Origin of the sequence: Paradevosia shaoguanensis, from assembly GCF_016801025.1 — a bacterium.
GTDB classification, from domain to species: Bacteria; Pseudomonadota; Alphaproteobacteria; order Rhizobiales; family Devosiaceae; genus Paradevosia; species Paradevosia shaoguanensis.
This window is the reverse complement of record NZ_CP068983.1, coordinates 4105040-4131744: the sequence shown is the minus strand read 5'-3', so window position 1 is coordinate 4131744 and position 26705 is coordinate 4105040. Positions and strand designations below refer to the sequence as shown.

At 63.2% G+C, this 26705-nt stretch carries 23 protein-coding genes and 2 tRNA genes; 17 read left to right on the top strand and 8 right to left on the bottom strand.

The features are described from left to right. Window positions 1–75: 75 nt before the first annotated feature. The gene (locus tag JNE37_RS20100) at window positions 76–1554 is read left to right on the top strand and encodes an NAD(P)H-hydrate epimerase (RefSeq protein ID WP_203064575.1); all 1479 of its coding nucleotides are present in this window, start codon (window positions 76–78) and stop codon (window positions 1552–1554) included. A gap of 325 nt (window positions 1555–1879) precedes the next feature. Here JNE37_RS20100 and JNE37_RS20095 read toward each other — a convergent pair whose 3' ends face one another. Continuing rightward, complete coding sequence (locus tag JNE37_RS20095; protein ID WP_203064574.1) at window positions 1880–3121, bottom strand: cytochrome P450; 1242 nt, start codon at window positions 3119–3121, stop codon at window positions 1880–1882. 119 nt (window positions 3122–3240) lie between these two features. Here JNE37_RS20095 and JNE37_RS20090 point away from each other — a divergent pair, with 119 nt between their 5' ends. The 4 genes from JNE37_RS20090 (at window position 3241) to JNE37_RS20075 (ending at window position 6766) form a co-directional block, all read left to right on the top strand. Next, entirely contained in the window at window positions 3241–3471 is a 231-nt protein-coding gene (locus JNE37_RS20090; protein ID WP_203064573.1) for a hypothetical protein, read from the top strand. Window positions 3472–3643: 172 nt separating this feature from the next. Then, on the top strand, window positions 3644–4270 hold the full coding sequence (locus JNE37_RS20085; RefSeq protein ID WP_035037615.1) for an ATP-dependent Clp protease proteolytic subunit: 627 nt from the start codon (window positions 3644–3646) through the stop codon (window positions 4268–4270). Window positions 4271–4441: 171 nt separating this feature from the next. Further along, complete coding sequence (gene clpX, locus JNE37_RS20080) at window positions 4442–5719, top strand: ATP-dependent Clp protease ATP-binding subunit ClpX (RefSeq protein WP_035037618.1); 1278 nt, start codon at window positions 4442–4444, stop codon at window positions 5717–5719. An 81-nt stretch (window positions 5720–5800) separates the two neighbouring features. Beyond that, window positions 5801–6766 (top strand): small ribosomal subunit Rsm22 family protein, encoded by a 966-nt coding sequence (locus JNE37_RS20075; RefSeq protein WP_203064572.1) that lies wholly within the window; start codon window positions 5801–5803, stop codon window positions 6764–6766. A gap of 372 nt (window positions 6767–7138) precedes the next feature. Here the strand turns inward: JNE37_RS20075 and JNE37_RS20070 are convergent, their stop codons facing one another. Then, window positions 7139–8209: a citrate synthase/methylcitrate synthase gene (locus JNE37_RS20070; RefSeq protein ID WP_203064571.1), complete on the bottom strand. Its 1071-nt coding sequence runs from the start codon at window positions 8207–8209 to the stop codon at window positions 7139–7141. A gap of 77 nt (window positions 8210–8286) precedes the next feature. Here JNE37_RS20070 and JNE37_RS20065 point away from each other — a divergent pair, with 77 nt between their 5' ends. The 3 genes from JNE37_RS20065 (at window position 8287) to tet (ending at window position 13566) form a co-directional block, all read left to right on the top strand. Beyond that, a complete protein-coding gene (locus JNE37_RS20065; protein WP_203064570.1) occupies window positions 8287–9435 on the top strand; it encodes a citrate synthase in 1149 nt (382 codons plus the stop codon). Between the two features lie 195 nt (window positions 9436–9630). Further along, complete coding sequence (gene lon / locus JNE37_RS20060; protein WP_203064569.1) at window positions 9631–12063, top strand: endopeptidase La; 2433 nt, start codon at window positions 9631–9633, stop codon at window positions 12061–12063. A 312-nt stretch (window positions 12064–12375) separates the two neighbouring features. Then, window positions 12376–13566: a Tet(A)/Tet(B)/Tet(C) family tetracycline efflux MFS transporter gene (tet, locus tag JNE37_RS20055; protein ID WP_203064568.1), complete on the top strand. Its 1191-nt coding sequence runs from the start codon at window positions 12376–12378 to the stop codon at window positions 13564–13566. Here tet and JNE37_RS20050 read toward each other — a convergent pair. Together JNE37_RS20050 and JNE37_RS20045 are read right to left on the bottom strand one after the other, a co-directional pair. Next, window positions 13563–14336, bottom strand: coding sequence for an SDR family NAD(P)-dependent oxidoreductase (locus tag JNE37_RS20050; protein ID WP_203064567.1), 774 nt, complete (start codon window positions 14334–14336; stop codon window positions 13563–13565). The genes tet and JNE37_RS20050 overlap by 4 nt on opposite strands. Beyond that, a complete protein-coding gene (locus tag JNE37_RS20045; RefSeq protein ID WP_203064566.1) occupies window positions 14336–14716 on the bottom strand; it encodes a hypothetical protein in 381 nt (126 codons plus the stop codon). Before JNE37_RS20045 ends, JNE37_RS20050 begins: the two co-directional genes overlap by 1 nt. Before the next feature lie 58 nt (window positions 14717–14774). On the opposite strand from JNE37_RS20045, the gene JNE37_RS20040 reads away from it, so the two are divergent. The 3 genes from JNE37_RS20040 to JNE37_RS20030 all read left to right on the top strand — a co-directional run bounded on the left by JNE37_RS20040 (window position 14775) and on the right by JNE37_RS20030 (window position 16092). After that, window positions 14775–15410 carry a TetR/AcrR family transcriptional regulator gene (locus JNE37_RS20040; protein WP_203064565.1) on the top strand — a complete coding sequence of 212 codons (636 nt, stop codon included), beginning with the start codon at window positions 14775–14777 and terminating at the stop codon, window positions 15408–15410. 158 nt (window positions 15411–15568) lie between these two features. After that, window positions 15569–15844 carry an HU family DNA-binding protein gene (locus tag JNE37_RS20035; protein ID WP_035037636.1) on the top strand — a complete coding sequence of 92 codons (276 nt, stop codon included), beginning with the start codon at window positions 15569–15571 and terminating at the stop codon, window positions 15842–15844. A 172-nt stretch (window positions 15845–16016) separates the two neighbouring features. Next, window positions 16017–16092 (top strand) — tRNA-Val (locus JNE37_RS20030). Between the two features lie 18 nt (window positions 16093–16110). Here the strand turns inward: JNE37_RS20030 and JNE37_RS20025 are convergent. Continuing rightward, the gene (locus JNE37_RS20025; protein ID WP_052015984.1) at window positions 16111–16713 is read right to left on the bottom strand and encodes a YbhB/YbcL family Raf kinase inhibitor-like protein; all 603 of its coding nucleotides are present in this window, start codon (window positions 16711–16713) and stop codon (window positions 16111–16113) included. A 431-nt stretch (window positions 16714–17144) separates the two neighbouring features. Between JNE37_RS20025 and JNE37_RS20020 the strand changes: the two genes are divergently transcribed. After that, window positions 17145–17221: transfer RNA gene (locus tag JNE37_RS20020), tRNA-Asp, on the top strand. 161 nt (window positions 17222–17382) lie between these two features. Here JNE37_RS20020 and JNE37_RS20015 read toward each other — a convergent pair. The 3 genes from JNE37_RS20015 to JNE37_RS20005 all read right to left on the bottom strand — a co-directional run bounded on the left by JNE37_RS20015 (window position 17383) and on the right by JNE37_RS20005 (window position 18753). Then, window positions 17383–17568, bottom strand: a complete 186-nt coding sequence (locus tag JNE37_RS20015) for a hypothetical protein (protein ID WP_035029226.1) — start codon at window positions 17566–17568, stop codon at window positions 17383–17385. 96 nt (window positions 17569–17664) lie between these two features. Continuing rightward, window positions 17665–18153, bottom strand: coding sequence for an NUDIX domain-containing protein (locus JNE37_RS20010; protein WP_203064564.1), 489 nt, complete (start codon window positions 18151–18153; stop codon window positions 17665–17667). A 12-nt stretch (window positions 18154–18165) separates the two neighbouring features. Beyond that, window positions 18166–18753, bottom strand: a complete 588-nt coding sequence (locus tag JNE37_RS20005; protein ID WP_203064563.1) for an exopolysaccharide biosynthesis protein — start codon at window positions 18751–18753, stop codon at window positions 18166–18168. Window positions 18754–19646: 893 nt separating this feature from the next. Here JNE37_RS20005 and JNE37_RS20000 point away from each other — a divergent pair. From JNE37_RS20000 to JNE37_RS19980, 5 genes are all read left to right on the top strand, one after another. Then, window positions 19647–21512 carry an ABC transporter ATP-binding protein gene (locus JNE37_RS20000; RefSeq protein ID WP_035029235.1) on the top strand — a complete coding sequence of 622 codons (1866 nt, stop codon included), beginning with the start codon at window positions 19647–19649 and terminating at the stop codon, window positions 21510–21512. Continuing rightward, window positions 21512–23413, top strand: a complete 1902-nt coding sequence (locus JNE37_RS19995) for an ABC transporter ATP-binding protein (protein ID WP_035029238.1) — start codon at window positions 21512–21514, stop codon at window positions 23411–23413. The genes JNE37_RS20000 and JNE37_RS19995 overlap by 1 nt, the downstream gene beginning before the upstream one ends. Window positions 23414–23657: 244 nt before the next feature. Further along, the gene (locus JNE37_RS19990; protein ID WP_035029241.1) at window positions 23658–24200 is read left to right on the top strand and encodes an outer membrane protein; all 543 of its coding nucleotides are present in this window, start codon (window positions 23658–23660) and stop codon (window positions 24198–24200) included. Window positions 24201–24387: 187 nt separating this feature from the next. Continuing rightward, on the top strand, window positions 24388–24924 hold the full coding sequence (locus JNE37_RS19985; RefSeq protein ID WP_035029244.1) for a hypothetical protein: 537 nt from the start codon (window positions 24388–24390) through the stop codon (window positions 24922–24924). Window positions 24925–25273: 349 nt separating this feature from the next. After that, entirely contained in the window at window positions 25274–25828 is a 555-nt protein-coding gene (locus JNE37_RS19980) for an outer membrane protein (RefSeq protein WP_152572091.1), read from the top strand. Window positions 25829–26705: the final 877 nt, after the last annotated feature.

Sequence of the window (26705 nt, the reverse complement as noted above, 5' to 3'; positions counted from 1 at the left end):
CTCGGGGCGGCCCTTCTGCTTTTCATCACCCTACGCTTGTGGGAGAAGGAGCAGGGGGCAGTTGCGGAGCGTGAGATGGGCGAGATCGGCGATTATGTGCTTCTGAACCCGGCCGAAATGGCCGAGGCGGACCGGCTGACGGCGGAATCGGGTGTGAGCTATGCGCGTCTCATGGAGAATGCCGGCACGGCCGTCACCGAAGCCATTCTCGAGCGCTATTACCAGATGCCGGTCCTCGTGCTCTGTGGTCCCGGCAACAATGGAGGCGACGGCTTCGTCGTCGCGCGCCAGCTCAAGGAAAAGGGCTGGCCCGTGCACCTCGTGATGCATGGCGACCGGACCAAACTCAAGCGCGAAGCCGCTGCCAATGCCGATGCTTGGACCGGCCGCATAGAAGCCTTCAATCCGGACCTGGTCAGTGACGCCGACATGGTCATCGATGCCCTCCTGGGCGCCGGGCTGGACCGCGACGTGGATGGCGAACTCAAGACCATAATCGAAGCCGTCAACGCGGCCCGCAAGACCGTGGTGGCGGTCGACGTGCCGAGTGGCGTCGATGGCGGCACGGGCGCTGTCCGTGGTGCCGCGATCGAGGCTACGCTCACCGTCACCTTCTTCCGCAAGAAGCCGGGTCATCTCCTGCTGCCCGGCCGCGAAAAGGCCGGCGAGGTTATCGTGGCCGATATCGGTATCAGGGAAGACGTTCTTGGTCCGATCGCCGCAACTCTCTGGGAAAACGGACCTGCGCACTGGCAGTTGCCGCACACCGATCCTGCCGGGCACAAATATACGCGCGGCCATTGCGTCGTCGTTTCGGGCGGCCCGTTGCAGACTGGGGCTTCCCGCCTCGCCGCCGAGGCAGCCCTGCGCGCCGGCGCCGGCCTTGTGAGCCTGGCGGGACACCGTGACGCCCTGATGGTCCATGCCAACCACGTGACTTCGATCATGCTCAAGGAAGCACCGCAATGGTCGGCGCTCGAACAGGTGCTGGGTCAGACCAAGGCTCGTTCGGTCGTTATCGGCCCGGCTGCTGGCGTGGGGCAGGCGACCATCGAGAATGTCTCCATCATCATGCAGAGCGGCGCTGCCGTCGTGCTCGATGCCGACGCCCTCACCAGCTTTGCCGATGCTCCCGAAGAGCTCTTCCGCTTCATCGCCTTCGATCCGTCCCGTCCGGTGGTCATGACGCCCCATACCGGCGAGTTCGCCCGCCTCTTCGGCGAGATCGAGGGTTCCAAGGTCGACGTCGCCCGCATCGCCGCTGTCCGCTCCGGCGCCATCGTCATTCTCAAGGGCTCGGATACCGTCATCGCCGCTCCGGACGGTCGCGCCTTCATCAACTCCAATGCGCCGGCCATTCTTGGCACTGCCGGCTCAGGCGACGTCCTCGCCGGCATCGTCGGCGGCCTCCTGGCCCAGGGCATGCCCGGCCTGCAGGCTGCCGCCGCCGCCGTCTGGATCCACGGCGACGCCGCCCAGCGCTTCGGCATGCCCGGCCTCATCAGCGAGGATTTGCCAGGGATTCTGCCTGAGGTGCTGGAAGGGCTGGTTTAGCTCTGGGCGCTTACGCGCGGGCCGCGGGACTTATTCCCCTCGCTGCCCGCAGCGCTACAATACCTTCACCCCGCTCATCCCCCTGCGCCGAGCGCCTCTTCCAGCACCCAAAAACAATGCCCCAAATTCACTCCAAAACGCCGCAAAACCCGCGAAAGATCGCAAAACATTGCCCGAAATTGAGTCAAAATTTAACGATTTGCAGCCATCGTTCTTAGGTAAGATGATGTTAAATCAACGAGTTACGAGAATTATCTCGCTAACTAGATGATGCAAAACTACCTAAAAAACGCCGCAACGGCCTGAAACGCGAGTCGGCGGCCCGTCACCAGGCCACCTGCAACTCCTCCAGCCCGTGGAAGTGGTACACATTATTGTACTGCGGCGCCTTGGCCAGCCGCAGGCCCGGCAGCCGTTCGAACAGCGTCTTGAGCGAGATCTGCAATTCAATCCGCGCCAGCGGCGCGCCGATGCAGAAGTGGATGCCGGCGCCAAAGCTGACGTTCTGGCCGTCGGTGCGGAACGGATCGAACGTGTTGGCATTGGCGAAGCGGGCAGGGTCGCGGTTGGCGGCGCCGAGCATCAGGCCGATCTGGTCGCCCTTCCTGAGCGACACGCCGTTCTCCATCTCGATGTTCGAAAGCGCATAGCGCGTGAACATGTGGAGCGGCGCATCGAACCGTAAGCATTCCTCGACCGTCGCGGCCGTCTGCTCGTCGCTGGCGAAGATCGCCTTCCGGTCGACGCCGCTCTCGATGATCGTCTTCACGGCATTGCCGGTCGTATGCACGGTCGCCTCGTGGCCGGCATTGAGCAGCAGGATCGCCGTCGAGACGATCTCGTCGTCGGTCAGCTTCTGGCCGTCCTGCTCGGCCGTGATCATGTGGGTGAGGAGGTCTTCGGCCGGCTTGACGCGCCGCTCGGCGATCAGCGTGCGGATATAGGCGATGAAATCGGCCGAGGCCTGGTTGGCGTCGCGCTCGGTCTCCTCGGTGACGCCGAACATGTACATGGTCACCATGCGGTTGGACCAGGCGACGAGCTGCATGGCCATGTCGGTCGGTACGCCGATCATCTCGGAGATGATGATGGCCGGGATTGGCGCAGCGTAAGCGTGCATCAGCTCGACCTGGCCATCCTTCTCGAAGCCGTCGATGAGCTCGTTGGCCAGAACCGCGATGCGCGGGCGCAGCTGCTCGACCTGGCGCGAGACGAAGGCGCGGTTCACCAGCATGCGCAGGCGCGTATGGCTGGGCGGCTCGAGGTTGAGCAGCGAATATTTCTCGGCGAGGTCGAAGTCCGCCACATGCGGCTTGCGCTCGGCCCAGCCAAGTTCCTCGCGGGTCGCCACATGCAGGATCTCGCGGCCGAAGCGCTTGTCGCGCAGCAGCAGGTTCACGTCCTTGAAGCCGGTGAAGCACCAGTGCCCGTAATTGTCCCAGAAGAAGGTGGGCGAGCTGGCATGGATGCCGTCGTAGAAGGCGTAGGGGTTCTGGTAGAAGACCGGGTCGCGGGGATTGGCGGAGGCGCGGCGGGCAGGGGCTATGGCGTCGGGTGCAGAAGTCATCGGAAACCGGTGGTTGAAGCTAGCTCGGACATTAGATCGTCGCCGGCCTAATGCAACCGCGCCTTGCCCTTGCCGGAAAAGTCGTTAGTGGAAAGCCAGAGCAATTCTGGAGTGCCGCCATGAGCGACCTGACCCTGGCCGAGGCCACGGAGAATATCTACACGTCCCTGCGCAACGACAATGCCGAGCTCGAAGTCCACGTCGCGGCCCTGAAGGCGGCGATGGCGCGCGAGGGAGCCAAGGAAGCGGTGTTCGAGCCGTCCAAGCTCGCGCAGAACAATCGCCAGGGCCGCAAGCTGATGCAGTCCTATTTCCGCAAGAAGGGCGTGACGGTGGTGTTCGCCGAGTAGGCGCCGCAACGCGGAATTAACCTCCGAGCGGGAACGGCGTGGTCGAGGAGAGCGGCTCTATTGAAGGTCGCCCCAGTCTTGCCTATCTCTCGCTTTACCGCGCATTAAGGCGCCATCCCCTGCAATCAGCCAAATCGCGCTGATTCGTTATCCAGGCACCAGAAGGGCATCCATGAGAGATCCGGTCGATACCTATATGAATACGCTCGTTCCCATGGTGGTCGAGCAGACCAACCGCGGCGAACGCGCCTTCGACATCTATTCGCGGCTCCTCAAGGAACGCATCATCTTCGTGACGGGCGTCGTCGAAGACAACATGGCTTCGCTGATCACCGCTCAGCTCCTTTTCCTCGAGTCCGAGAACCCGAAGAAGGAAATCAGCCTCTACATCAACTCGCCCGGCGGCGTGGTGACGGCTGGTCTTTCCATCTACGACACCATGCAGTTCATCCGCCCGCCCGTGGCGACGCTCTGCCTCGGTCAGGCGGCTTCGATGGGTTCGCTCCTGCTCCAGGCCGGTGAGGCCGGCATGCGCGCCTCGCTGCCCAATTCGCGCATCATGGTCCACCAGCCGTCCGGCGGCTACCAGGGCCAGGTGACCGATATCCTGATCCACGCCCGCGAGGTCGAAGGCCTCAAGCGCCGTCTCAATCAAATCTATGAGAAGCATACGGGCCGCACTTACGAAGAAGTCGAGAACGCTCTCGAGCGCGACCGCTTCCTCAGCCCGGAAGAAGCCAAGGACTTCGGCCTGATCGACAGCGTGTTCGAGAAGCGCGCGGTGCCGGAGCAGGCGTGATCGCAGGCATTAACGCCGATACGCAAGAGCCGTTGACTGTGACAATGGTGTGATTGCGCAGGGCCGGATCGATCTTTAAGGTCGGTCTGGCTTAGATTTTGTTTAAGCGCCATGCGCTAGCCTGACCGCTAGCGCTGATTTTGGGGGCGCTCTGCCCCCGGGAGTGACAGGATGTCCAAAGAGACAACGAACGGCGAATCCTCGAAGAACACGCTGTACTGCTCGTTCTGCGGCAAGTCTCAGCACGAGGTTCGTAAACTGATCGCCGGCCCGACCGTATTCATCTGCGATGAGTGCGTCGAGCTCTGCATGGACATCATCCGCGAAGAGAACAAGACGTCGATGGTTAAGTCCGCCGACGGCGTCCCGACTCCGGCGGAGATCTGCAAGATCCTGGATGACTATGTGATCGGCCAGGCCCGCGCCAAGCGCGTGCTGTCGGTTGCTGTCCACAACCACTACAAGCGCCTGCACCACGCGACCAAGAACCAGGACGTTGAGCTTTCCAAGTCCAACATCCTGCTGATCGGTCCGACCGGTACCGGCAAGACGCTTCTGGCCCAGACGCTGGCGCGCATCCTCGATGTGCCGTTCACGATGGCCGATGCCACCACGCTCACCGAAGCCGGCTATGTCGGCGAGGACGTGGAGAACATCATCCTGAAGCTCCTGCAGGCCGCCGACTACAACGTGGAGAAGGCGCAGCGCGGCATCGTCTATATCGACGAAGTCGACAAGATTTCCCGCAAGTCCGACAATCCGTCCATAACCCGCGACGTTTCGGGTGAAGGCGTGCAGCAGGCCCTGCTCAAGATCATGGAAGGCACCGTGGCTTCGGTTCCGCCGCAGGGCGGCCGCAAGCATCCGCAGCAGGAATTCCTGCAGGTGGACACGACGAACATCCTGTTCGTCTGCGGCGGCGCCTTTGCGGGTCTCGAGAAGATCATCGCGGCGCGCGGCGAAGGCTCGGGTATCGGCTTCGGCGCCGTGGTCAAGGACCCGCAGGATCGTCGCGTCGGCGACCTCCTCAAGGACGTGGCCCCGGAAGACCTGGTCAAGTTCGGACTCATCCCGGAATTCATCGGCCGCCTGCCGATCCTGGCGACGCTCGACGACCTCGATGAAGCAGCCCTGATCGAAATCCTCACCCAGCCGAAGAACGCCCTGGTGCGCCAGTATCAGCGCCTGTTCTCGATGGAAGACGTGGAACTGACCTTCCACGAGGACGCGCTCAAGGCGATTGCCAAGCATGCCATCGAACGCAAGACGGGTGCCCGTGGCCTGCGCTCGATCATGGAAGCGATCCTGCTCGACACGATGTACGACCTGCCTTCGCTCGAAGGCGTGGAAGAAGTCGTGATCAGCGAGGAAGTGGTGAACGGCAAGGACGCTCGCCCGCTCTACATCTACGCCGAGCGCAAGAAGGAAGAAATTCCGGCCGGCGCCTGATGCGGTGACGCAAAAGCATTGATTTTCGCCGAGGGCAGCCCTAGCGCTGCCCTCGGCTTTTTTGTGTCTTTGGAACTTGGGATGAGTTCAGGTCTGCCTCAAAGATTGCGGGCGCGGCTGGCGGAGCTGGCCGAAGGCAAATCGCGCGCCGGGCTGGCGCAGCGATCGGGCGCGATCTCGGAAAAGTATCGGGAGTTCAAGGCCTCGTCCGGCCATATCGGCGGGGGCGACGATGTGCTGGCTTATGCGATGAGCCGGATGCCTGCGACCTACGCTGCCGTGGAACGGGTGTTCACCGAGGCGGCAACGCGGGCCGAGGGGTTCGAGCCGCGCTCGCTGCTGGATGCGGGCGCGGGGCCGGGGACGGCGAGCTGGGCGGCGGTCGAGCAATGGCCGGAGATCGAGGCCGTGACCATGTTCGATCATGGCGGCGGCTTTCTCGATCTGGCGCGCGAGCTGGCAGAGGGCGAATTGCCGGCCGAAGTCCTGCGCGCCGAGTTGCTGCGGCCGGGGCTGAGGGAACGACAATTCGATCTGGTCGTAGCGAGCTATTCGCTGACGGAGTTGCCGGATAGCGAGGTCTCCAAGGCTGCGCTGGGGCTGTGGCGGCATTGCGCGGGCGTGATGGCGATCATCGAACCAGGGCGGCCTCGGGACTATGCGCGGCTGATGGACGTGCGCCGGGCGCTGCTGGCCGATGGCGCGCGGATGGTGGCGCCTTGCCCGCATGGGGATGAGTGTCCCTTGCCGGAGGGCGACTGGTGCCACTTCTCGGTGCGTTTGCAGCGCAGCAAGGACCATATGCGGATGAAGGGCGGCACGCTGGGGTATGAGGACGAGAAGTTCAGTTATCTCATCGTGGCGCGGCCCGAGGTGATGGCGCAGGCGGCGCCGGCGCGGATCATCAAGCCGGTGGAGCGGAACAAGTTCGCGGCCGTGTTTGAACTGTGCGCGCCGGACGGGCTGCGGCGGCAGGATGTGCTCAAGCGAAACGCCGAGGCGTTTCGTGAGGCGCGGAAGGTGGACTGGGGGGATAGCTGGGGTTGAGGCGTGTTGCGCTCTCACCTGGTGGGAGAGGGTGCCCGAAGGGTGGGTGAGGCCTCAAGCACCGCGCCCCCTCATCCGGCGCTATCGCGCCACCTTCTCCCACAAGGGGAGAAGGGAGGGCGGTGTGTCTTTCCAGCGTGTTGCCATCGGACTTCTCCCGTTCTCGGATTCCCCATCTTCGGACTTTGCTCCGCCCTCGGATTTCCCCATCACCGCTCTCCCCACCACCGGACTTCCCCGGCGAAGGCCGGGGCCTATTGCACCGTCCCCCAGGAGTGGCGTCATCCGTAGGCCCCGGCTCTGCGGCCGGGGAAGTCCGGCGGTGGGGGAGAGTGTCGTGGTAAGGTGAGAGCGATGAGCGACTGGCGCGCCCTAGGCTGCCTGCAACGGCGCCGGCCCTACATATCGCGATTGCGGGCGGATCAGCCTTCCCGTGGCGGCCTGCTCCTTTGCGTGGGCGATCCAGCCGCCGGTGCGGCCCATGGTGAAGACGCAGGTGAAGGCCGAACGGGGGAAGCCGAGGGCTTCGAGCAGGAGCGCGGTGTAGAATTCCACATTGGTTTCCAGCGGCCGGTCGGGTTTCTTGCGCTTGAGCAGGGCCAAGGCTGCCGCCTCGACGGCTTCGGCCAATGCCACGCGGTCCTTGTCCACCTCGCCGGGGGCGACCAGCGGACGCAGGGCCAGCTTGAGAGCGTCGGCGCGCGGGTCGCGGACCCGGTAGATGCGGTGGCCGAAGCCCATGAGACGGTCGCCGCGGGTGAGGGCGGCGTCGAGCCAGGGCTCGGCGTTGGCGGGCGTGCCGATGGAGTCGAGCATATCCAGCACCGGGCCCGGCGCACCGCCGTGGAGCGGGCCCTTGAGCGCGCCGAGGGCGGCCAGCACAGCGGAGGTGAGACCGGCGCCGGTAGAGGCGACGACGCGGGCGGTGAAGGTCGAGGCGTTGAGGCCGTGGTCGGCCACGGTGACGAGATAGGCATCGAGCGCTGCCGCCTGCTGGGGCGAGGGCGTCTTGCCGGTCAACATCTGCAGGATAGCGGCGGCGTGGCCGAGACCCGGGCGTGGCGCAACGGGCTGCTGGCCGGATTTGAGCCGCAGGACCGCCGGGGTGAAGACTGCCGGCGCGGCGACGAGGCGCAGGGCGGTTTCGAGATCGTTGCCATCAGGGATCAGCGCCATCAGCGCGCGGATGGCGTCGACCGGCTCGAGGCTGGGGTCGGCGCTGGCGACGTGGGCGAAGACCTCGGTGCGGGCGCGGGCGAGGGCGCCCGGAAGGTCTTGCGGCAGCTCGAAGAAACCGGCCCAGAGCAGCGAGAGCAGCTGTTCGTAGGACGTGCCGGCCAGATCATCGAGCGAGACGCCGCGCATGATGAGGCGCCCGGCAAGGCCATCGACGTCGGACAGGATCGTTTCGGCGGCGACGACGTCTTCCAAACCACTTTTCATCGGTTTTCTCCTTGGCTTTGCAGGAGAAGGTAGGGTGGCTAAGATTGACGTCAATCTTGATCGAAAGGATCAATGTCTTGTCCGCCGACTGGCTCACTTCCGCAGAAGCTCTCGCCGTACTCGGCACGCAGCTGCAGACGCTCTATGCCAATGTGAGCCGGGGCCGCATCCGGGCCAAGAAAGACCCTGACGACCCGCGCCGCAGCCTCTATTCGGGCGACGATGTGCGGCGGCTGGCGGATCGGTCGCCGGGACGGCGCAGGGCCGAGAGCGTCGCCAGCGATGCCATTCGCTGGGGCGAACCGATCCTCAAGACGACGCTGTCGACGGTCGAGCACGGACGTTTGTTCTATCGCGGCGTGGACGCCGTGCGGCTTTCAGAGACGGCGACGCTTGAGGACGTTGCCGCGCTGCTCTGGCAGACGGGGCCGGTGCGGCTGGCGGGCGAGGCGTCGGGCGATGGCGAGCCGCTGGAGCGCGCCTTCGTGGCGCTGGGGCGACGGGCGGCGCACGACCTGCCTTCGCTCGGGCGCGGTCCGCAAGTGCTGCGGCGCGAGGCGCAATCGGTGGCGGCGACGATGATTTCTGCGATCGCGGGAGGCTCGGAGGGGTCGGTGCACGAGCGCGCGGCGGCAGCTTGGGGACGGCCCGAGGCCGCCGATGTCATCCGGCGGGCGATGGTGCTGCTGGCCGACCACGAGCTCAACGCTTCCGCCTTTGCGGCGCGCGTGGCGATTTCGACGGGATCGGCGCTGTCGGCGGCGGCGCTGGCGGGGCTGGGAGCGCTTACCGGCCCGCTGCATGGCGGCGCCTGGGCCGGTGTGGCGGCGCTGATGGAACTGGTCGAGCGGGATGGGGCCGAGGCGGCGGTGCGCAACTGGCTGGGGCAGGGCCGGCCGCTGCCGACCTTCGGGCACCGGCTTTACCCGAATGGCGACATCCGCGCCGCTGCGCTGATGGCGGCGTTCGAGCTGCCGCCGGCCTTCGCGGCGCTACGGGAGGCCGGAGAGCGGATCGTAGGCGAGAAGCCCAACGTGGATTTTGCGATGGCGGCGCTGACGGCGGCCCATGGCCTGCCGGAGCGGGCGCCGATCCTCATCTTCGCCATGGCGCGCTGCGTGGGCTGGCTGGCCCATGCGCTCGAGCAGATCGAGCGGGGTGAGCTCATCCGCCCGCGCGCGCATTATATCGGCCAGAAGGCCGGAGAGCCGGGCGGTTTGAGCTGATCGGCCCAGACCGATCAAATCCGCAAGGGTGTTAATCACTATCTTCCTCCTGCGGTTGACTTGCTTCCTGTTCGGATCACCCTATTTAAGGAAACAGAATCAGCCGAACGGCTCAGTTGGGAGCGTTTGCCTGGTTGCTACGGGCGCGTTAAGCCAAGACTCCTCCCTTTCAACGTGCCCTGGAAAGGATAAAACATGACGGATGTCACCACAGGCGCCGAGTTCAGCCGCGACCGGGTTTACCCGGTGCTGCCCCTGCGCGACATCGTTGTATTCCCTGGCATGATCGTTCCGCTTTTCGTGGGCCGCGAGAAATCGGTTAAGGCCCTCGAGGAAGTCATGCGCGACGACAAGCACATTCTTGTTGTGACGCAGAAGAATGCCCAGGACGACGATCCGTCGCCGGACCAGATCTATTCGACCGGTACCATCGCTTCCGTGCTGCAGCTCCTCAAGCTGCCGGACGGGACGGTCAAGGTGCTCGTTGAGGGCCTGAACCGCGCCACCATCGACCGGTATCTTCAGACGGTCGATTATTTCGAAGCCGAAGCGACCTCGCTCGCCGAGCCGGTTTCCGATCCGGTCGAAGTCGAAGCGCTGGCGCGCTCGGCCCAGACGGAGTTCGAGAACTACGTCAAGCTCAACAAGAAGATTTCCGCTGAAGTGGTCACTGCCGTCGGGCAGATCGAGAACCATTCCAAGCTGGCCGATACCATTGCCTCGCATCTGGTGATCAAGATCGCCGAGAAGGAAGACCTTCTCGCCACGGTTTCGGTTGCCGAGCGGCTCCAGAAGATCCTGGGCCTGATGGAAGGCGAAATCGGCGTCCTGCAGGTGGAAAAGCGCATCCGCTCCCGCGTCAAGCGGCAGATGGAGAAGACCCAGCGCGAGTACTATCTCAACGAGCAGATGAAGGCGATCCAGCGCGAGCTGGGCGACGGCGAGGAAGGCTCGAACGAGCTCACCGAGCTCGAAGAGCGCATCAAGAAGACCAAGCTCTCCAAGGAGGCTCGCGACAAGGCCAATGCCGAGGTCAAGAAGCTCAAGCAGATGAGCCCGATGTCGGCCGAAGCCACGGTCGTGCGGAATTATCTCGACTGGATGCTCAGCCTCCCATGGGGCAAGAAGTCCAAGGTCAAGCGCGATCTCAACCTGGCCGAGGAAGTGCTCGACGCCGATCACTATGGCCTGGAAAAGGTCAAGGAACGTATCCTCGAGTACCTGGCGGTGCAGAGCCGCACGGGTAAGCTCAAGGGCCCGATCCTGTGCCTCGTCGGTCCTCCGGGCGTCGGCAAGACCTCGCTGGGCAAGTCGATCGCCAAGGCAACGGGCCGCGAGTTCGTGCGCATGTCGCTCGGCGGCGTCCGCGACGAAGCCGAGATCCGTGGCCACAGGCGCACCTATATCGGCTCCATGCCGGGCAAGGTGATCCAGTCGCTGCGCAAGGCCGGCAAGTCCAATCCGCTCTTCCTGCTCGATGAAATCGACAAGATGGGCCAGGACTTCCGCGGTGATCCGTCTTCGGCTTTGCTCGAAGTGCTCGATCCGGAACAGAACGCGACGTTCAACGACCACTACCTGGAAGTCGACTACGACCTTTCGGATGTGATGTTCGTCACCACGTCGAACACGCTCAACATTCCGGGTCCGCTGATGGACCGCATGGAGATCATCCGTCTCTCCGGCTACACGGAAGAGGAAAAGAAGGAAATCGCCCTTCAGCACCTCATTCCCGAGACGCTGGCCGAGAACGGGCTGCGCCCCGAGGAGTTCGAGCTCCCCGATGCTCAGCTGACCGCGCTGATCCAGAAGTACACCCGCGAAGCCGGTGTGCGTACGCTCAAGCGTGAGATCTCCAAGCTCATGCGCAAGGCCGTTCGCGACATCCTGACGGGCAAGACCAAGAAGGTCGTGATCGACGACGAGCTGCTCGAAAAGTATCTCGGGCCGCAGATCTTCCGTCACGGCGAGATCGAAGCGGAACCGGCTGTGGGCCTGGTGACGGGGCTGGCATGGACTCCGGTGGGTGGCGAATTGCTGACCATCGAAGGCGTGATGACCCCGGGCAAGGGCCGCATGACGGTGACGGGCAACCTCAAGGAAGTGATGAAGGAATCCATCACCGCCGCGATGGCCTATGTTCGCTCGCGTTCGATCGACTTCGGCATCGAGCCGCCGATGTTCGACAAGCGGGACATCCACGTGCACGTGCCGGAAGGCGCGACGCCCAAGGATGGTCCGTCGGCCGGTATCGGCATGGCGACTGCCATCGTCTCGGTGATGACCGGAATTCCGGTGCGTCACGATGTGGCCATGACGGGTGAAATCACCCTGCGCGGCCGGGTCCTGCCGATCGGCGGCCTCAAGGAAAAGCTCCTTGCGGCGCTGCGTGGCGGCATCAAGACAGTGCTGATCCCGGAAGAGAACGTCCGCGACCTCCAGGAAATCCCGGAGATCGTGACCAAGGGGATGGAAATCATCCCGGTCAGCCGGATGGACCAGGTGATCAAGCACGCATTGGTTCGCCAGCCCGAGCCGATCGAATGGACCTTCGAGGAGAAGGTGGAGGCGCCGATCGCGGCAGAGGCCAACGACAGCGCTGGCGAGGCCGAGGCCGGTCTCCACTAAGCCAAAGCGACAAGCAAATAAGGAAACGGCGCCTCAGGGCGCCGTTTTCGTTTGTGCGGCACGCAGCTTGCGCTTGCAGAATAGTACCCGCGTTCCCGCCCGGACCTCCTTGAAGCCGAGAGCAAAAACAAGTGGGGCTGGGCGGGTTTTTCTGCCAAGGGGCTGGATGATTTCGGCGAGAGCCTGCGCCAAGGTGCCCGCGTTCGGGCCTGAACATCCACCACTTTCATCGCACAGTGTTGCCAAGAGCGGCGACCTGCTGCTACCCCTTCACAGAACAAAGGCGGAACAAATCCGCAGGCGAGGATAATCATGCCTAAGGGACTACTCGTCATTCTCGTGGCCGTGACGCTGGATTCAGTGGGCATTGGTCTGGTCTTTCCGATTCTGCCCGAATTGCTGCGCGAGGTTGCCCATGAGAGCAATATCGCCGTGCTCTATGGCGGCTTTCTCTCGCTCTATGCCTTGATGCAGTTCGTCTTCGCACCGGTGCTGGGCATGCTCAGCGACCGGTTTGGCCGGAGGCCCGTGCTGCTGGTGTCGTTAGCCGGTGCTGCCGTCGATTACCTGGTTCTGGCTTTTGCGCCGCAGCTCTGGATGCTGGTTCTCGGTCGTGCCATTGCCGGCATCACCAGCGCCAATATTGCCGTGGCGACCGCCTACATCGCCGACATCTCCCCTGAGGAAACGAGGGCACAGCGGTTTGGCTACCTCAATGCCTGCTTCGGCATCGGCTTCATCCTGGGGCCCGTGATCGGTGGGCTGCTGGGCGAATACTGGATCCGTGCGCCGTTCCTGCTGGCGGCAGTCTTCAATGCCGTCAACTTCGCGCTGGCGCTGTTCCTGCTTCCGGAATCGCGACCGGGCGAACGTAAGCCGCTGAACCTGGCCGAGCTCAACCCCTTCAAGTCGATCTATTGGGCACTGAGCTTCCGCATGCTGCTGCCGCTGGTCGGGCTTTGGCTGGCTTTCAACTTCCTCGGCCAGGTCTACGGCACAGTCTGGGTGCTGTTCTCGGAGGACCGGTTCGATTTCTCGCCGATGCTGGTGGGTTTGTCGCTCGCGAGTTTCGGCGTGTTCCACGCCGGCGCGCAGGCGTTTCTCACGGGGCCTGTCGCGACGAAGTTCGGCGAACAGCGGGCGCTTATCATCGGCATGGCCTTCGAGACCACGGCCTGCCTGATCCTGGCCTTTGCAACGCATGGCTGGATACTCTTCGCCCTCGCGCCGCTCTTTGCACTCGGTGGTGTGGGCATTCCGGCGTTGCAATCCCTACTGACCCGTCAGGTGGGCGAGGACAAGCAGGGGCAGTTGCAGGGCGTGCTGGCCAGCATGGTCAGCATCGCCTCGATCTTCGGACCGCTCTTCTATTCGGGCATTTACTTCGCCACCCGTGACACGTGGTTGGGAACGGTGTGGATCGTCACGGTCATCATCTATCTCTGCTGCCTGCCCGTCATTCTCTCGATCCGGGCGCCAAAGCAGGAGGCTCCAGCCGCTTAGTGCATCATGCGGCCGCCGGCCACGTCGAGCGTTGCGCCCGTGATCCAGCCGGCGCTCGATGAGGCAAGGAAGAGGGCGGCGGCTGCGACGTCCTCGGGCAATCCGATCCGGCGCAGCGGGTGGCTGGCCGCCACCTGCTTCTGCACCAGTTCAGGCATGTTGGCCGCGGTGCGATCGGTGAGGATTGCGGAGGGCGAGATGCAATTGACCCGGACACCGTCCGGCCCGACTTCGCTGGCGACGTCCTGGGTAAGAAGGATGATTCCCGCCTTGGCGGCACCATATGCAGGAGACGCCTGCGACGGACCGCGGCCAGCGGTCGACGCCATCGTGACAATGGCACCGGCCCTGCGCTCCTTCATCGCCGGCAGGAAAGTCTTGATGGCGAGGAAGGTGGCGGTGAGGTTGTGGTCGATTGCGGAGCGCCAATCCGCTTCCTCGGTCTGTTCGACGGGCGCGGGCCGCGCTGTTCCGCCGCCCGCGAAAGCGAACAGCAGGTCGATGTCGCCGAATTCTTCTTCCGCGATATAGCGGGCCTGCTCGAGGGCGCTGGCGTCGGTGTTGTCTGCCTGGACGGGCAGGGCTGTCGCGCCTGCGGCTGTCAATTCGTCGGCAAGCGTGTTCAGCTTGGCCTGGTCGCGACCGTTGAGGGCCAGGCGCACGCCGTTATGGGCCAGCCAGCGCGCGGTCTCGGCGCCTATGCCGCCGGACGCTCCGGTGATGAACGCGGTCTTGCCGGCGAGGTCGGGGTAGGTGGGGATCGCGATCATCACAGCACCCGCGAAAGCGCCATGCCGAGAATGGCGATTCCCATGAGCGCCGCCGAGGCGCGACGAACACCGACGCCGCCGAAGAAACCGCCTTGTCCGGCCTTCAGGGCGCGATAGGCGAAGATCTGCAGGATGCCGGCTACGATCGCGGTCAGGGCGCCGATGGCTAGGGATAACTCGGGCGCATAGAAAATTCCCGAGTGATAGGCCCACCACAGGATAACACCGGCAATGACGGTGACTGTCGCGGCGCCCATTTGCGGGCGGAAAAGCTCCAGCGCATGATCGTTGCCGATCCGCGCCTGCACCATCGTGGTGCCGGCCCAGAAAATGGCGGCGGCTATGTGCGCGACGAGCGCAAATGCTACGAGGTAATCCATGGCGGGCTCCTTTGGGCTGCCGGTTGAATTGAATATACAGATAGTATAGGTAATTTGCATGTCAAGCGACGGCCCGAAGCGGCGTTATGTGAGCGCCAAGCGCGCAGCGGCGAGCGAGGCAAACGATGCGCGTATCGTCGAGGCGGCCTTTGTGGTGCTGCAGCGCGTTGCCGAAGGCGGGGAGCCGTTTTCGCTTGAGGCCGTGGCCAAGGAAGCGGGGGTGACGCGGTTGACCGTGCACAACCGCTTCGGATCGCGCCGGGGATTGCTGGAGGCCGTGTTCGACAGTCGGGCGGCCGAGGCCGGGCTACAGCGTGTTGCGCGGGCCATGGCGCAGCCCGACGCGGAGGCTGCAATCATGATGGTGATTTCGATCTTCTGCGATTTCTGGGCGTCAGATCATCGTGGGCTGGGAGGCCTTGTCGTTACGGGAGCTGCGGATCCGGAATTCGTCGAGGCGATGCGTGCGCGCAATGAACGACGGCGGCATATTTTCGGCGTGCTGGCTGGTCGGCTGGTGGAAGAAGGGCGGTTGGCGCGGGATAAGGAGAGCGATCTGGTGGATATTCTCTTCGCGCTGTCGAGCATGCCGTTCTACGCGACTCTCGCCAATGGCGAGCGAAGCGCGGAGGCGGCCAAAGCCTTGGTTTCCGGGCTTGCGCAGGCCGCAATTGCCGGTGGGCAAGTCCATTGAGGACCTTGCGGGGCGCATTTTTCCGCTCCATTAACAGGATTGCGCGGCAGAACGGGCCGAAACGCCCGGAAAACCTTGCGTTTCGCTCAGAATCGCAAAAATGTGGCCGCGTCTTGGTTCGCCAGCGAAGGCGAGCAATTTCACTGTGAGGAAATGCTATGTCGAACAAAAACGATCTGATCGGCGCTGTCGCCGAGAAGGCCGAAATCACCAAAGCTCAGGCTGCTGCTGCAGTCGACGCGGTCTTCGACGCGATCACCGCTTCGCTCAAGGCGAACGATGAGGTTCGGTTGGTCGGGTTTGGTACGTTCTCGGTCTCCAAGCGCAAGGCCACCACGGGCCGCAATCCTGCTACCGGCGCCGAGATCAAGATTCCGGCTTCCAACCAGGCCAAGTTCAAGCCCGGCAAGGGCCTGAAGGACGCGATCAACTAATCAAGTCCGTCTTTCGGATTTGCCATGGCCCCGAGCATTGTGTGCCGGGGCCATTTGCTTTTCGTGGGTACGCAACCTGGCTGTTCCGCTGGGCAAAACGCAGCGCCCATATTGACGGGCATCGAGCGACCCCCTAGTTAGAGCCCGCTGGAACGGCCTTGCGCCATTTTCCGGGCGATTAGCTCAGTTGGTAGAGCGCCTCGCTTACACCGAGGATGTCGGCGGTTCGAGTCCGTCATCGCCCACCAGTCCTCCTTCGCGCCTCGTCATGACGGGCGCTTGAAGAGCCCGACATAAGTCGCCTTTCCCAGAATGTGGCCTTGCATGGCTTCCATGACCTTCGTGCGATCGGCGAAGCCGTCTTCGCCGGACGTGACGTCAAGCTTGGTGTCGAGCGCATAGAGTTCGAACACATAGTGGTGGCGCGGACCGCTCGCGGGCGCGCCCGGGCCTCGGTAGTAGGGACCGCTGGCGCTTGTCTGGAGGCTGCCATCGGCCAGCGGGGAGTTTTCCGGGACGCCTTCAGGGAGTTCTGTGGCGGTAGCCGGGATGTTCCAGACCAGCCAGTGCAACTGGTCTTCGCTCGTCTTGGAGCGCGCGACGTCGATGTCGTGCAGGTGGAGCACGAAGCTCTGCGTGCCCTCAGGTACGTTCTCCCAGCTTATTTGCGGCGAGGTGCCTTTACCGGCCTCTACGTTCTCACCGGCTTGCGTGAATTGTGGTGGTATGTCCGTGCCATCGGGGAAGGCAGGGATTGTCAGCACCATTGCCGGTGGCCGCGCGGCGGCCGCCTGTTGGGCCTGGGCCGGAGCGAGCGGGGACAGCGACGCGACGGCAAAGAGCGTAGCTGCGAGAGCCAGATGGCGCATGAAATTCCTCCTAGCGTAGCTGGCCGTCGCGGAATGGCGGCGGGCCTGCGGGTCATCGAACCGGAGCGCGAGGTGAAGACGCGGGGGAGGCGCTCCAACGGCAGTGAGGATTGGAGGCTAGTCCTCAGTGTCCCATCAGAACAAGTTATGGTCAGAAGTGGCTTTCGTAGGCTGGAGGGTAGTCGGCCTGCGCCGACGTTCGTTTGGGCCGGTATTGCCCCTCGCCAGCAGGTTGGGCGAAGCAAGGCAAGCACTTCCGATTCCAGAGATTTTCGCTCCCGACATTCGTTAAGAAAGCCAGCCGCCCGGCGAGTTTTCCTTGGGGAAAAAACGGGCTGTGAAAAGAAGTTCAAAAAGCGCGTTCTCAGCGCTTGACTTGGTCCGATGTGCCGGTTACATCCACGCCACCTTGCAGGGACGACCTGCCTTGCGGGGGTGTAGCTCAGTTGGTTAGAGCGTCGGCCTGTCACGCCGAAGGTCGCGGGTTCGAGCCCCGTCACTCCCGCCACTCTTCTCCCACACATCGTTGGATTTCATGAAGAGTGGCGGTTGCCACTTCGGCGAAGCTTCGCCGTCAGGGTCATTCCAGAAATTGCCAGATCTGTGATTGGATGCCGGAGGGCCGGGCAGCCCTTCTGGGCCAGGCGCCGGGTTGATGGCTGCGGCTGGTTATTCGAACCAGAGCCGGTAGGCGATGATCGCGATCGAGAAGGCGATCATCACACACAGCGCGACGCTCAGCAGCGCGACGCGCGATTTCTGCGGCGGGGCGAGGTTGATTCCAGGCACGGCTTCATACCGAGCTTCCGGGTCGCCCCACTGGACCCGCCGCACGCGAACGATCCTGTCGGTCATGACCGTCTCCCTTGGTGCCTTCCCAGAATGCGCGGGAGTGCGAAATGGCCGATGAAGCCGATAGCAGCAATTTGACGAAAGTCGTGCGGAGCGGGACTAGGTGAGCTGGAAGCCACCGCCTGCCTTCCAGCGTAGCCAGGCGTCCACGCTGCGCCGGTGGTTGGCCACCATGTCCGGCAGGTCGTGCGGGTCGAACCAGCGGTACTCCAGCGCCTCGCCATCGCGCGGCACAGGCACGCCTTCAAAGGTGCGGGTGGTGAAGATCATCGCAAAGTTGCGGCAGACGTCGCCATTGGGGAAGGTTGTCGTTTCCCAGGCGGGATCGCTGGCGAAGCCTATGGGCTTCACATCGGTGATGACGAGACCCGATTCTTCGAGGACTTCGCGCACGATGGTTTCCTCGACGCGCTCGGAAGGCTCGCAGGCGCCGCCGGGCAGGGCCCAGCGCAGGAAATCGGGGCGGAAGTCGAGGAGGATGTAGCCGGCTTCGTTTTCGATGACGATGCGGGTGCCCGGAACGAGGAGCTCACGGCTGCCGACGAGGGCTCGCAACTGGCCGAGATAGCTATCGGCAAAGCTGGTCATGCGATTCCCATTCTAGAAAAGCCAGCGGAACAGCAGGAAGGCGCTACCCAGCACCAAAGCGAGCGCCGCGAGGAGCAGCAGGCCGTCGCGGGTGGTGAGGGCCAAGCCGAAGGTGGCGATGATGGTGCCGGCGGAGGTCGAGGCGCCGGGGACGAGTTCGAGCGGCGGCATGGTCAGCGCGACGAGAATGCAGACCATTGCGGCGAGGCGCATGCCCAGACCGTCAGTCAGGAAGGTGAGTCGGGCCCAACTAAGCTTTTCGATCCACTTGACGACGGGGCGGATGAATTCCAGCGCCTTCCGCGTGCGCTCGGGAGAGAGCGCGGCTTTGCTCAACCGGCTCGGCAGCCAGATGGACTTGCGGCCGGCGATCAACTGGCCGGCGATCAGTACCACGGTCGTGCCGACAATGGTGGGCAGCGTCGGGATGAGGCTGAGCGGGGAAACCACGATCATGGCCGGGAAGAAGAGCAGGGGACCGGCAATGCGGTCGCCCGCGATCTCCTGGATCGTTGCGACGGAAATACTCTCGCCCTGCGCTGCGCGTGCGGCGATGGCGTCGATCAGGCCCTCAAGCGGGCGGGCAGGCGCTTCCGTCATGCGGCTCCAGGTATTTGAGTCGGCGCAAGGAAATCACGGATAGGGCGAAGCAGGAAGCGGTTTTGGCGGCGGATGCCGGAACGCGCCAGCGGTCAAGTTGTTTGGGGGCTCGGGCCGCTGGCGCGACCTCGGTCGGGTCCGTCACAAACGCGTCCGAGGCGCGGCATGGGTAGCCGCGTTTGCCGGGAGCGGAAATCATTGCGGCGCTGGATGATGAACGGCTGGTTAGGATTAACAATTCAATTGCGGCGAGTGGGGGCGGCGGGGTTTTCGCGCTGAGAGCGAAAATGTCGGGAGTTTTTGATGAGATAATGTAGGTAACTATCTGATTTATAACGATGTTGTCGCCTAAACGTCCCCCGGAATCGTTAAATTTTGAAACAAATTTGGGGTAATTTCGACGATCTTTCGCGAGTTTTGACGGAGTTTGGGAGCAATTTCGGGGATCCTTAAAACGCGTCTGGGAGGGGCGGGAGCAGGTACGGGGGCATCGCTAGTTTAGCGCGAGCTGGAGGGAGGGGGATAAGTTGGTGGCGGGGCCGGAGGAACCGATGCTGCCGCGCTTGAGAAAGTTTGCTGACTCCGCTTTGCCGGGCTGGTGCCCCGACCTTGAGGATGCGCACGGAGGAGGACGGGCTGAGGGGAGCAGTGGCAGGTAAGACGTTTGGGCGGGGGGGGCCGGGATGAGGGCTTGTTGGCCCGGAAATTTCTCAGTTCGGAAGGGTTTGAACGCTCGCGGGTAGCTTTGGACAAGCTATTGCTCGGTTATTGGGTTTTCCATTCTTGAACCTGCACAAAAAAAGCGCATTGTTGGTATGGAAGTGGGTCGTCCGGCTGAGTCTTCCTCCCTAAGCTCGTTTCCGGGCAAAATTTTTTACATCTGGATCAGTTCCTTGAAAACCGAAGCGGTTAGCAGCGCCAGGGGGCGCAGCAATTCGTTTGCCCATGTGGCGGAGGCCCAGTGGGGCCAGGGCGTCAATACGCTTGTGCGCATCACTCGCATGAACCTGCGTCACCCATGGCTGGTGACAATCACCCTGGTTTCGACCGTTATCGCGTCAGCGCTGCAATTGTTCATCCCGCAGCTGCTCGGGCGCGCGGTGGACGAGGCGCATGGGCTCGCAACGGCGGGCAGTGCGGGGCAGGCGGCGGAAAGCGCGCTCTGGATCACCGCGATCCTGCTGCTGGTGGTGAGCGTGCTGCGCGGCATCTTCACGATGATGCACAACTATTACGGCGAAGCCGTTGGGCACCATTGCGCCTACGAGCTGCGCCTTGCCTGCTACGAGAAGCTGCAGCGGCTGAGCTTTTCCTTCCACGACCGCGTCCATTCGGGCGACCTCATCATGCTCGGCATCATCGATATCGATGGCGTGCGCATGTTCTTCGCGACGGGTCTCCTGCGCGTCGTGCTGCTCGGCACCTTGATCGGCGTGGGTTCTTACATGCTGCTGAGCACGGACCTGGCGCTTGGGCTACTGGCCCTGAGCTTCGTGCCGTTCGTGGCCTGGCGCTCCTCGACCACGCAGTTGCGGCTGCGCAATACCTGGCTGATCCTTCAGGAAAAGATGCAGGCGCTTTCGCGCGTGATGGACGAGAACCTGGGTGGCATCCGCGTGGTGCGTGCCTTTGCGGCCCAGCAGCACGAACTCGGCAAGTACGACCGGGCCTCGAGCGATGCGCTCGAACTGGCGCACAAGCGCGTCGACCTGCGCGTGGGCAATACGGCCGCGATGAACTTCTCTTTCTTCGTCTCGATGGGGCTCGTGCTCTGGCTTGGCGGCACGAAGGTAATGGCCGGCGAGATGAGCGTAGGTACGCTCGCTTCGTTCCTGACCTTCATGACCATCCTTCAGATGCCGGTGCGCCAGCTCGGCCTCATGGTCAATTCCTTCGCCCGCGCCTCGACCTGCGGCTCGCGCCTCTTCGCGCTCCTGGATATGGAGCTGACGATCAAGGACGAGCCGGGCGCCAAGGACCTGGTGGTGACCGATGGCACGCTGCGCTTCGACAATGTGAGCTTTACCTACCAGGGCAATACCGAGCCGACGCTGACGGGAGTGAGCTTTGAGGCACGCAAGGGCCAGACGATCGGCATCGTCGGCCCGCCGGGCAGCGGCAAGTCGACGATCGCGCACCTGATCCCGCGCTTCTATGACGTGACCGGCGGCAAGATCACGATCGACGGGCAGGATATCTCCAAGGTCACGCTGCAATCGCTGCGCAAGTCGGTGGGCGTGGTGCAACAGGATTCGTTCCTGTTCACGACCTCGATCGAGAACAACATCGCCTATGGAGATCCTTGGGCCAAGGAACGGCGGATCGAGCGGGCTGCGGAATTCGCGCAGCTGCACAACTACATCGTGGGCCTGCCGACCGGCTACGACACGGTCGTGGGCGAGCGCGGGGTGTCGCTTTCGGGTGGCCAGCGCCAGCGCCTTTCGATCGCGCGCAGCCTGATCCTCAAGCCTTCGGTGATGGTTTTCGACGATTCGACGGCAGCAATCGATGCGGGCACCGAGCAGCGCATTCGCAGCGCCATGCGGCGCTTCGCGCGCGACCGGGTGACGCTCGTCATCTCTCACCGGCTGTCCTCGCTCATGCATGCCGACCAGATTCTCTTCGTCGAGAATGGCCAGATCGTCGAGCGCGGCACGCATGACGAATTGCTCAAGAAGAACGGGCGCTACCGCGCGCTCTATGATTTGCAGGTGAGACCGGAAGGCGACGGCGAGTCTCAGATCGAGGAGGCCGTCTGATGTCGGTTCAGGAAATCCAGGACGAGGAAAGCGAAGACCGCACCCGACGGCCGCCGCGCGCGGTGGTGGGCTCGCATCGCGAGGAAGAGGAAGTCTTCGGGAAAGCCTACGACCCCAAGATCGTGCGTCGCATCTGGAGCTTCGTGAAGCCCTACCAGACCCAGATCGTCATTTCGGTGCTTGCTGTTCTGGCTTTCACGGTCAGCCAGCTGCTGATCCCGCTGATCATCCGCTACGCGATCGACAACGGCATGTCCCCCGGGGCCGATCGCATGGTGCTGGTGTGGGCGGTGCTGGCCTTTGCCGTGGTGATCGTCGTCAATTTCGGCGCCAACTGGTTGCAGGAAACCGTGGTCGGCAAGGTGGCCGAGAACGTGCTCTTCGACATGCGCCGGGCGATGTTCGCGCAATTGCAGCGCGTTTCGCTCTCGTTCATGGACAAGACCGAAGTGGGCCGGCTGATGTCGCGCCTGCAGGGCGACGTGAATTCCATGCAGGAATTCCTCGAGACCTCGGTGATGTCGGTGGGCGATATCGCGCTGCTGTTCGGCATCGTCTTCGTGCTGCTGGCGCTGGACTTCCGGTTGGGCCTGCTGACGCTCTCCACGATGCCGGTGCTGTTCATCGTGCGCCTTTTCTGGCTGCCCAAGGCCAAGGTCGCCTTCATGGCCGCGCATGAGACCAATTCGGTCGCCAACGGTGCGCTGGCGGAGGGCATCAATGGCGTGCGGACGGTGCAGAGCCTCGATCGCCAGAAGGTCAATTTCGACCTCTATGACGAGAAGGCCTATGCCAACCTTAAGACTCACCTGACGGCGGCCAAGTTCGCGCAGGTGATGGTGCCGATCGTGGACAGCCTCACTGGTATCGCCATGGCGACCGTGGTGGTGGTTGGCGGCTCGATGGTGCTCAACGGTGGGCTCGATGTCGGCGTGATGGTGGCGTTCCTGTTCTACATCCAGCGCTTCTTCGACCCGATCCGTTCGCTCACTATGCAGTATTCGGTGATGCAGCGCGCCATGGCGTCCGGTCAGCGCATCACCGAGGTGCTCGACGTGCCGGTGGACGTTGTCGACAAGGCTGACGCCAAGGTGCTGAGCCCGGAAATGGATGGCTCGGTCGAGTTCAAGAACGTGACCTTCGGCTATCGCAAGAACCTGCCGGTGCTCAAGAACGTCAGCTTCCGGGTCAATCCGGGCGAGACGGTCGCGCTGGTCGGGCCGACGGGTTCGGGCAAGACGAGCTCGATGGCGCTGGTGCACAGGTTCTACGACGTCTGGGACGGGCAGGTGCTTGTCGGTGGCGTCGACGTGCGCGACCTGACCCAGGATTCGCTGGGCAAGCAGATCGCCATGGTGCTGCAGGAGCCGTTCCTCTTCACCGGCAGCGTGCTGGACAATATCCGCTATCACAAGACCGAGGCGACCCGCGAACAGGTGATCGACGCGGCCAAGGCGGTGGGTGCGCACGACTTCATCATGAAGCTGCCGGACGGCTATGAAAGCGTGCTGGAGCAGCGCGGCGGCAACCTGTCGCTCGGCCAGCGCCAGCTGATCAGCTTCGCGCGTGCGCTGGTTGCAGACGCCAAGATCCTGGTGCTCGACGAGGCTACGGCCAATATCGACAGCTACACGGAAATGCTGATCCAGAAGGCGCTGGTGAAGCTGCTCGAGGGCCGTACTGGCCTCGTGATCGCCCACCGGCTGGCCACGATCCGCGGCGCCGACAGGATCATCGTGCTGCAGAACGGCGAGAAGATCGAGAGCGGCAACCACGACGAGCTCATGGCCCACAAGGGGCTCTATTCCAAGCTCTACAACATGAACTACGCCTCGTTCGACGACATACCGGACGAGATGGTGGCGGCGGCCACCTCCGTGCCAAAGGGCGCGGCGACCTGAGGCCTTGAAACGCAAGCCGGCGCCTGGTGCGCCGGCTTTTTCATGTGTGGCGCGACGGCCACAATGGGCAGCTTGCCATCTTATGGCCCAGCGCAGGCCCGATTTTATGCGCATCCCTGTCTAAAGATGCATTGGCGTAGCGCACTTGCGGCTCCATATTGGAAGGGTCATTCGAAAGGAACCGCAGCAAAAAGCTCCGCGTTGGATGCATCTGTCTCGAGGATAGCCCGAGAGGAGACCGAGGATGAGCTTGATCAGAGCCCTTGCCATCACGGCCATTCTGGCGACGGCGTCGATGCCGGCGATCGCTGCGGATCCTATTGCCTACCAGACCAGCGCGGATACGGTCGCGGTTCCCGTCGCGGACGTCCCCTTCGATTGGAACGGCTTTTATGGCGGCGTCTACGGCGCGGGCCAGTTCAGCCCCGAACGCGGCAATCAGTATGGGCTGGGACTCGACCTGGGCGTCAACGCCACCTTCGATTTCTATCTCGTGGGCGCGGAAGTTGCAGTTCAGGGGCTGACCGGCGGGAGCGGCGAGACCTCCTACGGGCAGGTGCTGGCGCGCGGCGGCGTGCTTGTGGCCGACGACCTGGCGCTTTATGCGACGGCGGGCTACGGGATCGACCTGGGCGTGCCCGAACAGAGCAACTGGCTGCTCGGCGGCGGTGTCGAGATGGCCATCACCGACAACGTGTCGTTGCGCGCGCAATACCTGCATGGTTTCGAGGCCGAAGGGGCCAACCAGACCAACCAGGTCACCATCGGCGCCAACTATCACTTCTGATCGGCTCTGCTGCCGGCACTCGAATTGATCGCAATTGTATCAAATTGGATCAATCCGGCCGCAAGTCCCTGCAATCCGTCACCAATCATTATCCGCACCGGCCAAAATGAGGTGGCCGGGGGGTAGTTCCGCGGGCGCGTGAGCGCCAAAGTGGCGGTCAACTAACAAGTATGTGCGGAGTACAAAAATGATTGCACGGACACTGACGCTCGGCGCCGCCGTTGCGACGCTCATGTCAACGGGTGCCTTTGCGGCCGATCTGTATTCCGGCACGCCGGCTACCGATCTCTATTCCAGCCCGATGTTCAACTTCGAAGGCGCCTATGCCGGTGTGCAGGGTGGTGGCTATTGGGGCACAATCAACGGCCCATCCGTCACCGGTTGGAACCTGGACCTCGTGGCCGGTGTTAATTTCGCCGTGACCGATCTCTTCCTCGCCGGCGTTGAATTCCAGGGCGGCGTGATGTGGCCCGAAAGCGGCTGGAAGTGGGATATGCTCGGTCTCGGCCGCGTAGGCGTGCAGGTTACCGATGGCATCATGGCCTACGGCGCCGCGGGTCTCGGCAATGTGGCCGGCGACGGCGTCTATGCCTTCGGCGGCGGCGTGGAAGTTGCGACCTTCAACTCGATCAGCGTGCGCGGCGAAGTGCTGGGCATGGCCAATTGGGGGCAGGGTCCCTCGGCGGCCAAGGCAACTGCCGGTGTGTTGTTCCATTTCAACTGACGGCTTTTAAACCGACAGGGGGTGGTTGCGGGTTCGGGCGAATCCGGACAGAGGTGCCACCCAGGAATACGAATATGTGGTGCGCCGAAGGGTATTTCGGCGCATCATAGTTGAGGCAGGGACGACTCGTTGTTGCCTCATCCGTGGCCGGTTTCGGTCGCACCAGAGGGCGGAAGTCCTCGAATTTGTTGGACCTTGGGTCAAATCCGATCCATTCTTGCAACAGGTGCCTTCGAAACGTCACGGATTCCTCCCTGAAAGCCCAGAATAAGGGGTTGACGGGGTTGTCATGGACCAGACGGTCTGAGACATATGCTTGTGACTGTAGTCTACCCTAGGGGAATGCAAGATGAAGATTTCTGCACTTTTGGCTGGCGTTGGCGTTGCCACGCTCATGGTTTCGGGCGCTCAGGCGGCTGACCTCCTCCTCCCGGCTCAGCCGGTTGCTCCGGTTGTTGATACCTCGATCTTCTCGTTCGACGGTTTCTACGCTGGTGTCACCGGTGGTGGCGCTTGGGTTTCGGGTGGCGGTTCGGCCGGTTCGATCGGTGTTGTGGCTGGTGCCAACTTCACCGTCGCTGACCCGATCCTCCTCGGCATCGAAGGCCAGTTCGACGGCCTCATCTTTGATGGTGGCATGAACGGCTACGATGCCCTGATCCTCGGCAAGATTGGCGTTCTCGCCTCGCCGCAGGTCCTGGTTTATGCTTCGCTTGGTGGTGGCTGGGTCCACGAAAACGCCAACGGCGGCAACACCTATGGTACCTGGGCTTACGGCGGTGGCGTCGAAGTGGCTGTGACCGATAACATGTCGATCCGCGGCGAAGTTCTGGGCCTGCACATGCCTGACCGTGCAGAGCAGAACGCTGCCAAGGCGACCATCGGCGTCCTGTTCCACTTCTAATACGCTCTGCTCGACTCTACCCGGGGGCTCCTCGGGCGGGGTAGCGTCTTGCAAAAACCCAATTCGGCGAACCGGGCCCGGTTCGCCGTTTTGGCTATTCCAAGGCCCCGCTTCGGCGGGGCCTTTGCTATTTGGGGCGAGCGTAGTGCGGGCGCGCCTTGGCCGAAGGTGTGACGTGAAGCTTGATGCCGGTTAGGGAGGCCGCTCCGGCCGAGAGGTCGGGCCAACGAGCGTGCCGATAGTTACGGCAGGAGCCGGGTGTTGCTAATCGTGAGGCGCGATGTTGGCGGCTGATGCCTATCGCTGCTCCCTGGCGCATTTAGGGCATTCAGTTGTGACGTTGGGTGCTGTGGCTGGCCAGGCTTAGTCCGGCGATGCTGCTTGCTGCCTCCAAGACTGCGGCGCCTCAGGTGAACTGCTGGCGGTAGGAGGAGAGGGCTGTGGTTTTGCCAGGAGATGCTCTTCTTGTGGCCACAGGGTTCCTTCGTCCGGGAAGCGCCTCGGGAGAGAAGGTGCTCGGATAGGGCGTGGCGTTGCAGTGCGTGCTTAGGGATATTTTGAACGTAGGTCGGCGAGGCGCATCGCAGCGAGAGGCGGGCGTGCTGTTGGGTGGACGTATGGCTGAATGGTTTGGTCGTGCGGAGGTAACCGGCGTGTTGCGCGGGTGGCTCTTAAGGCCAGCGGCGTCGTCTCAACGGCATTTGCTTCCTGCTTGGGCCGGCTAGGTGCGTCCGCGATAGTCTGCTCGATGGCGAAGGGCTCGTTCGCGTCTTGTGGTCTCTGAGGGCGGGAGGGAGGTTTCCTTTCTCGCTCAGTCTCTCCACCACCACGGCATTTCCCCGGACTTGATCCGGGGTCCATTGCACCCTCTCGCTCT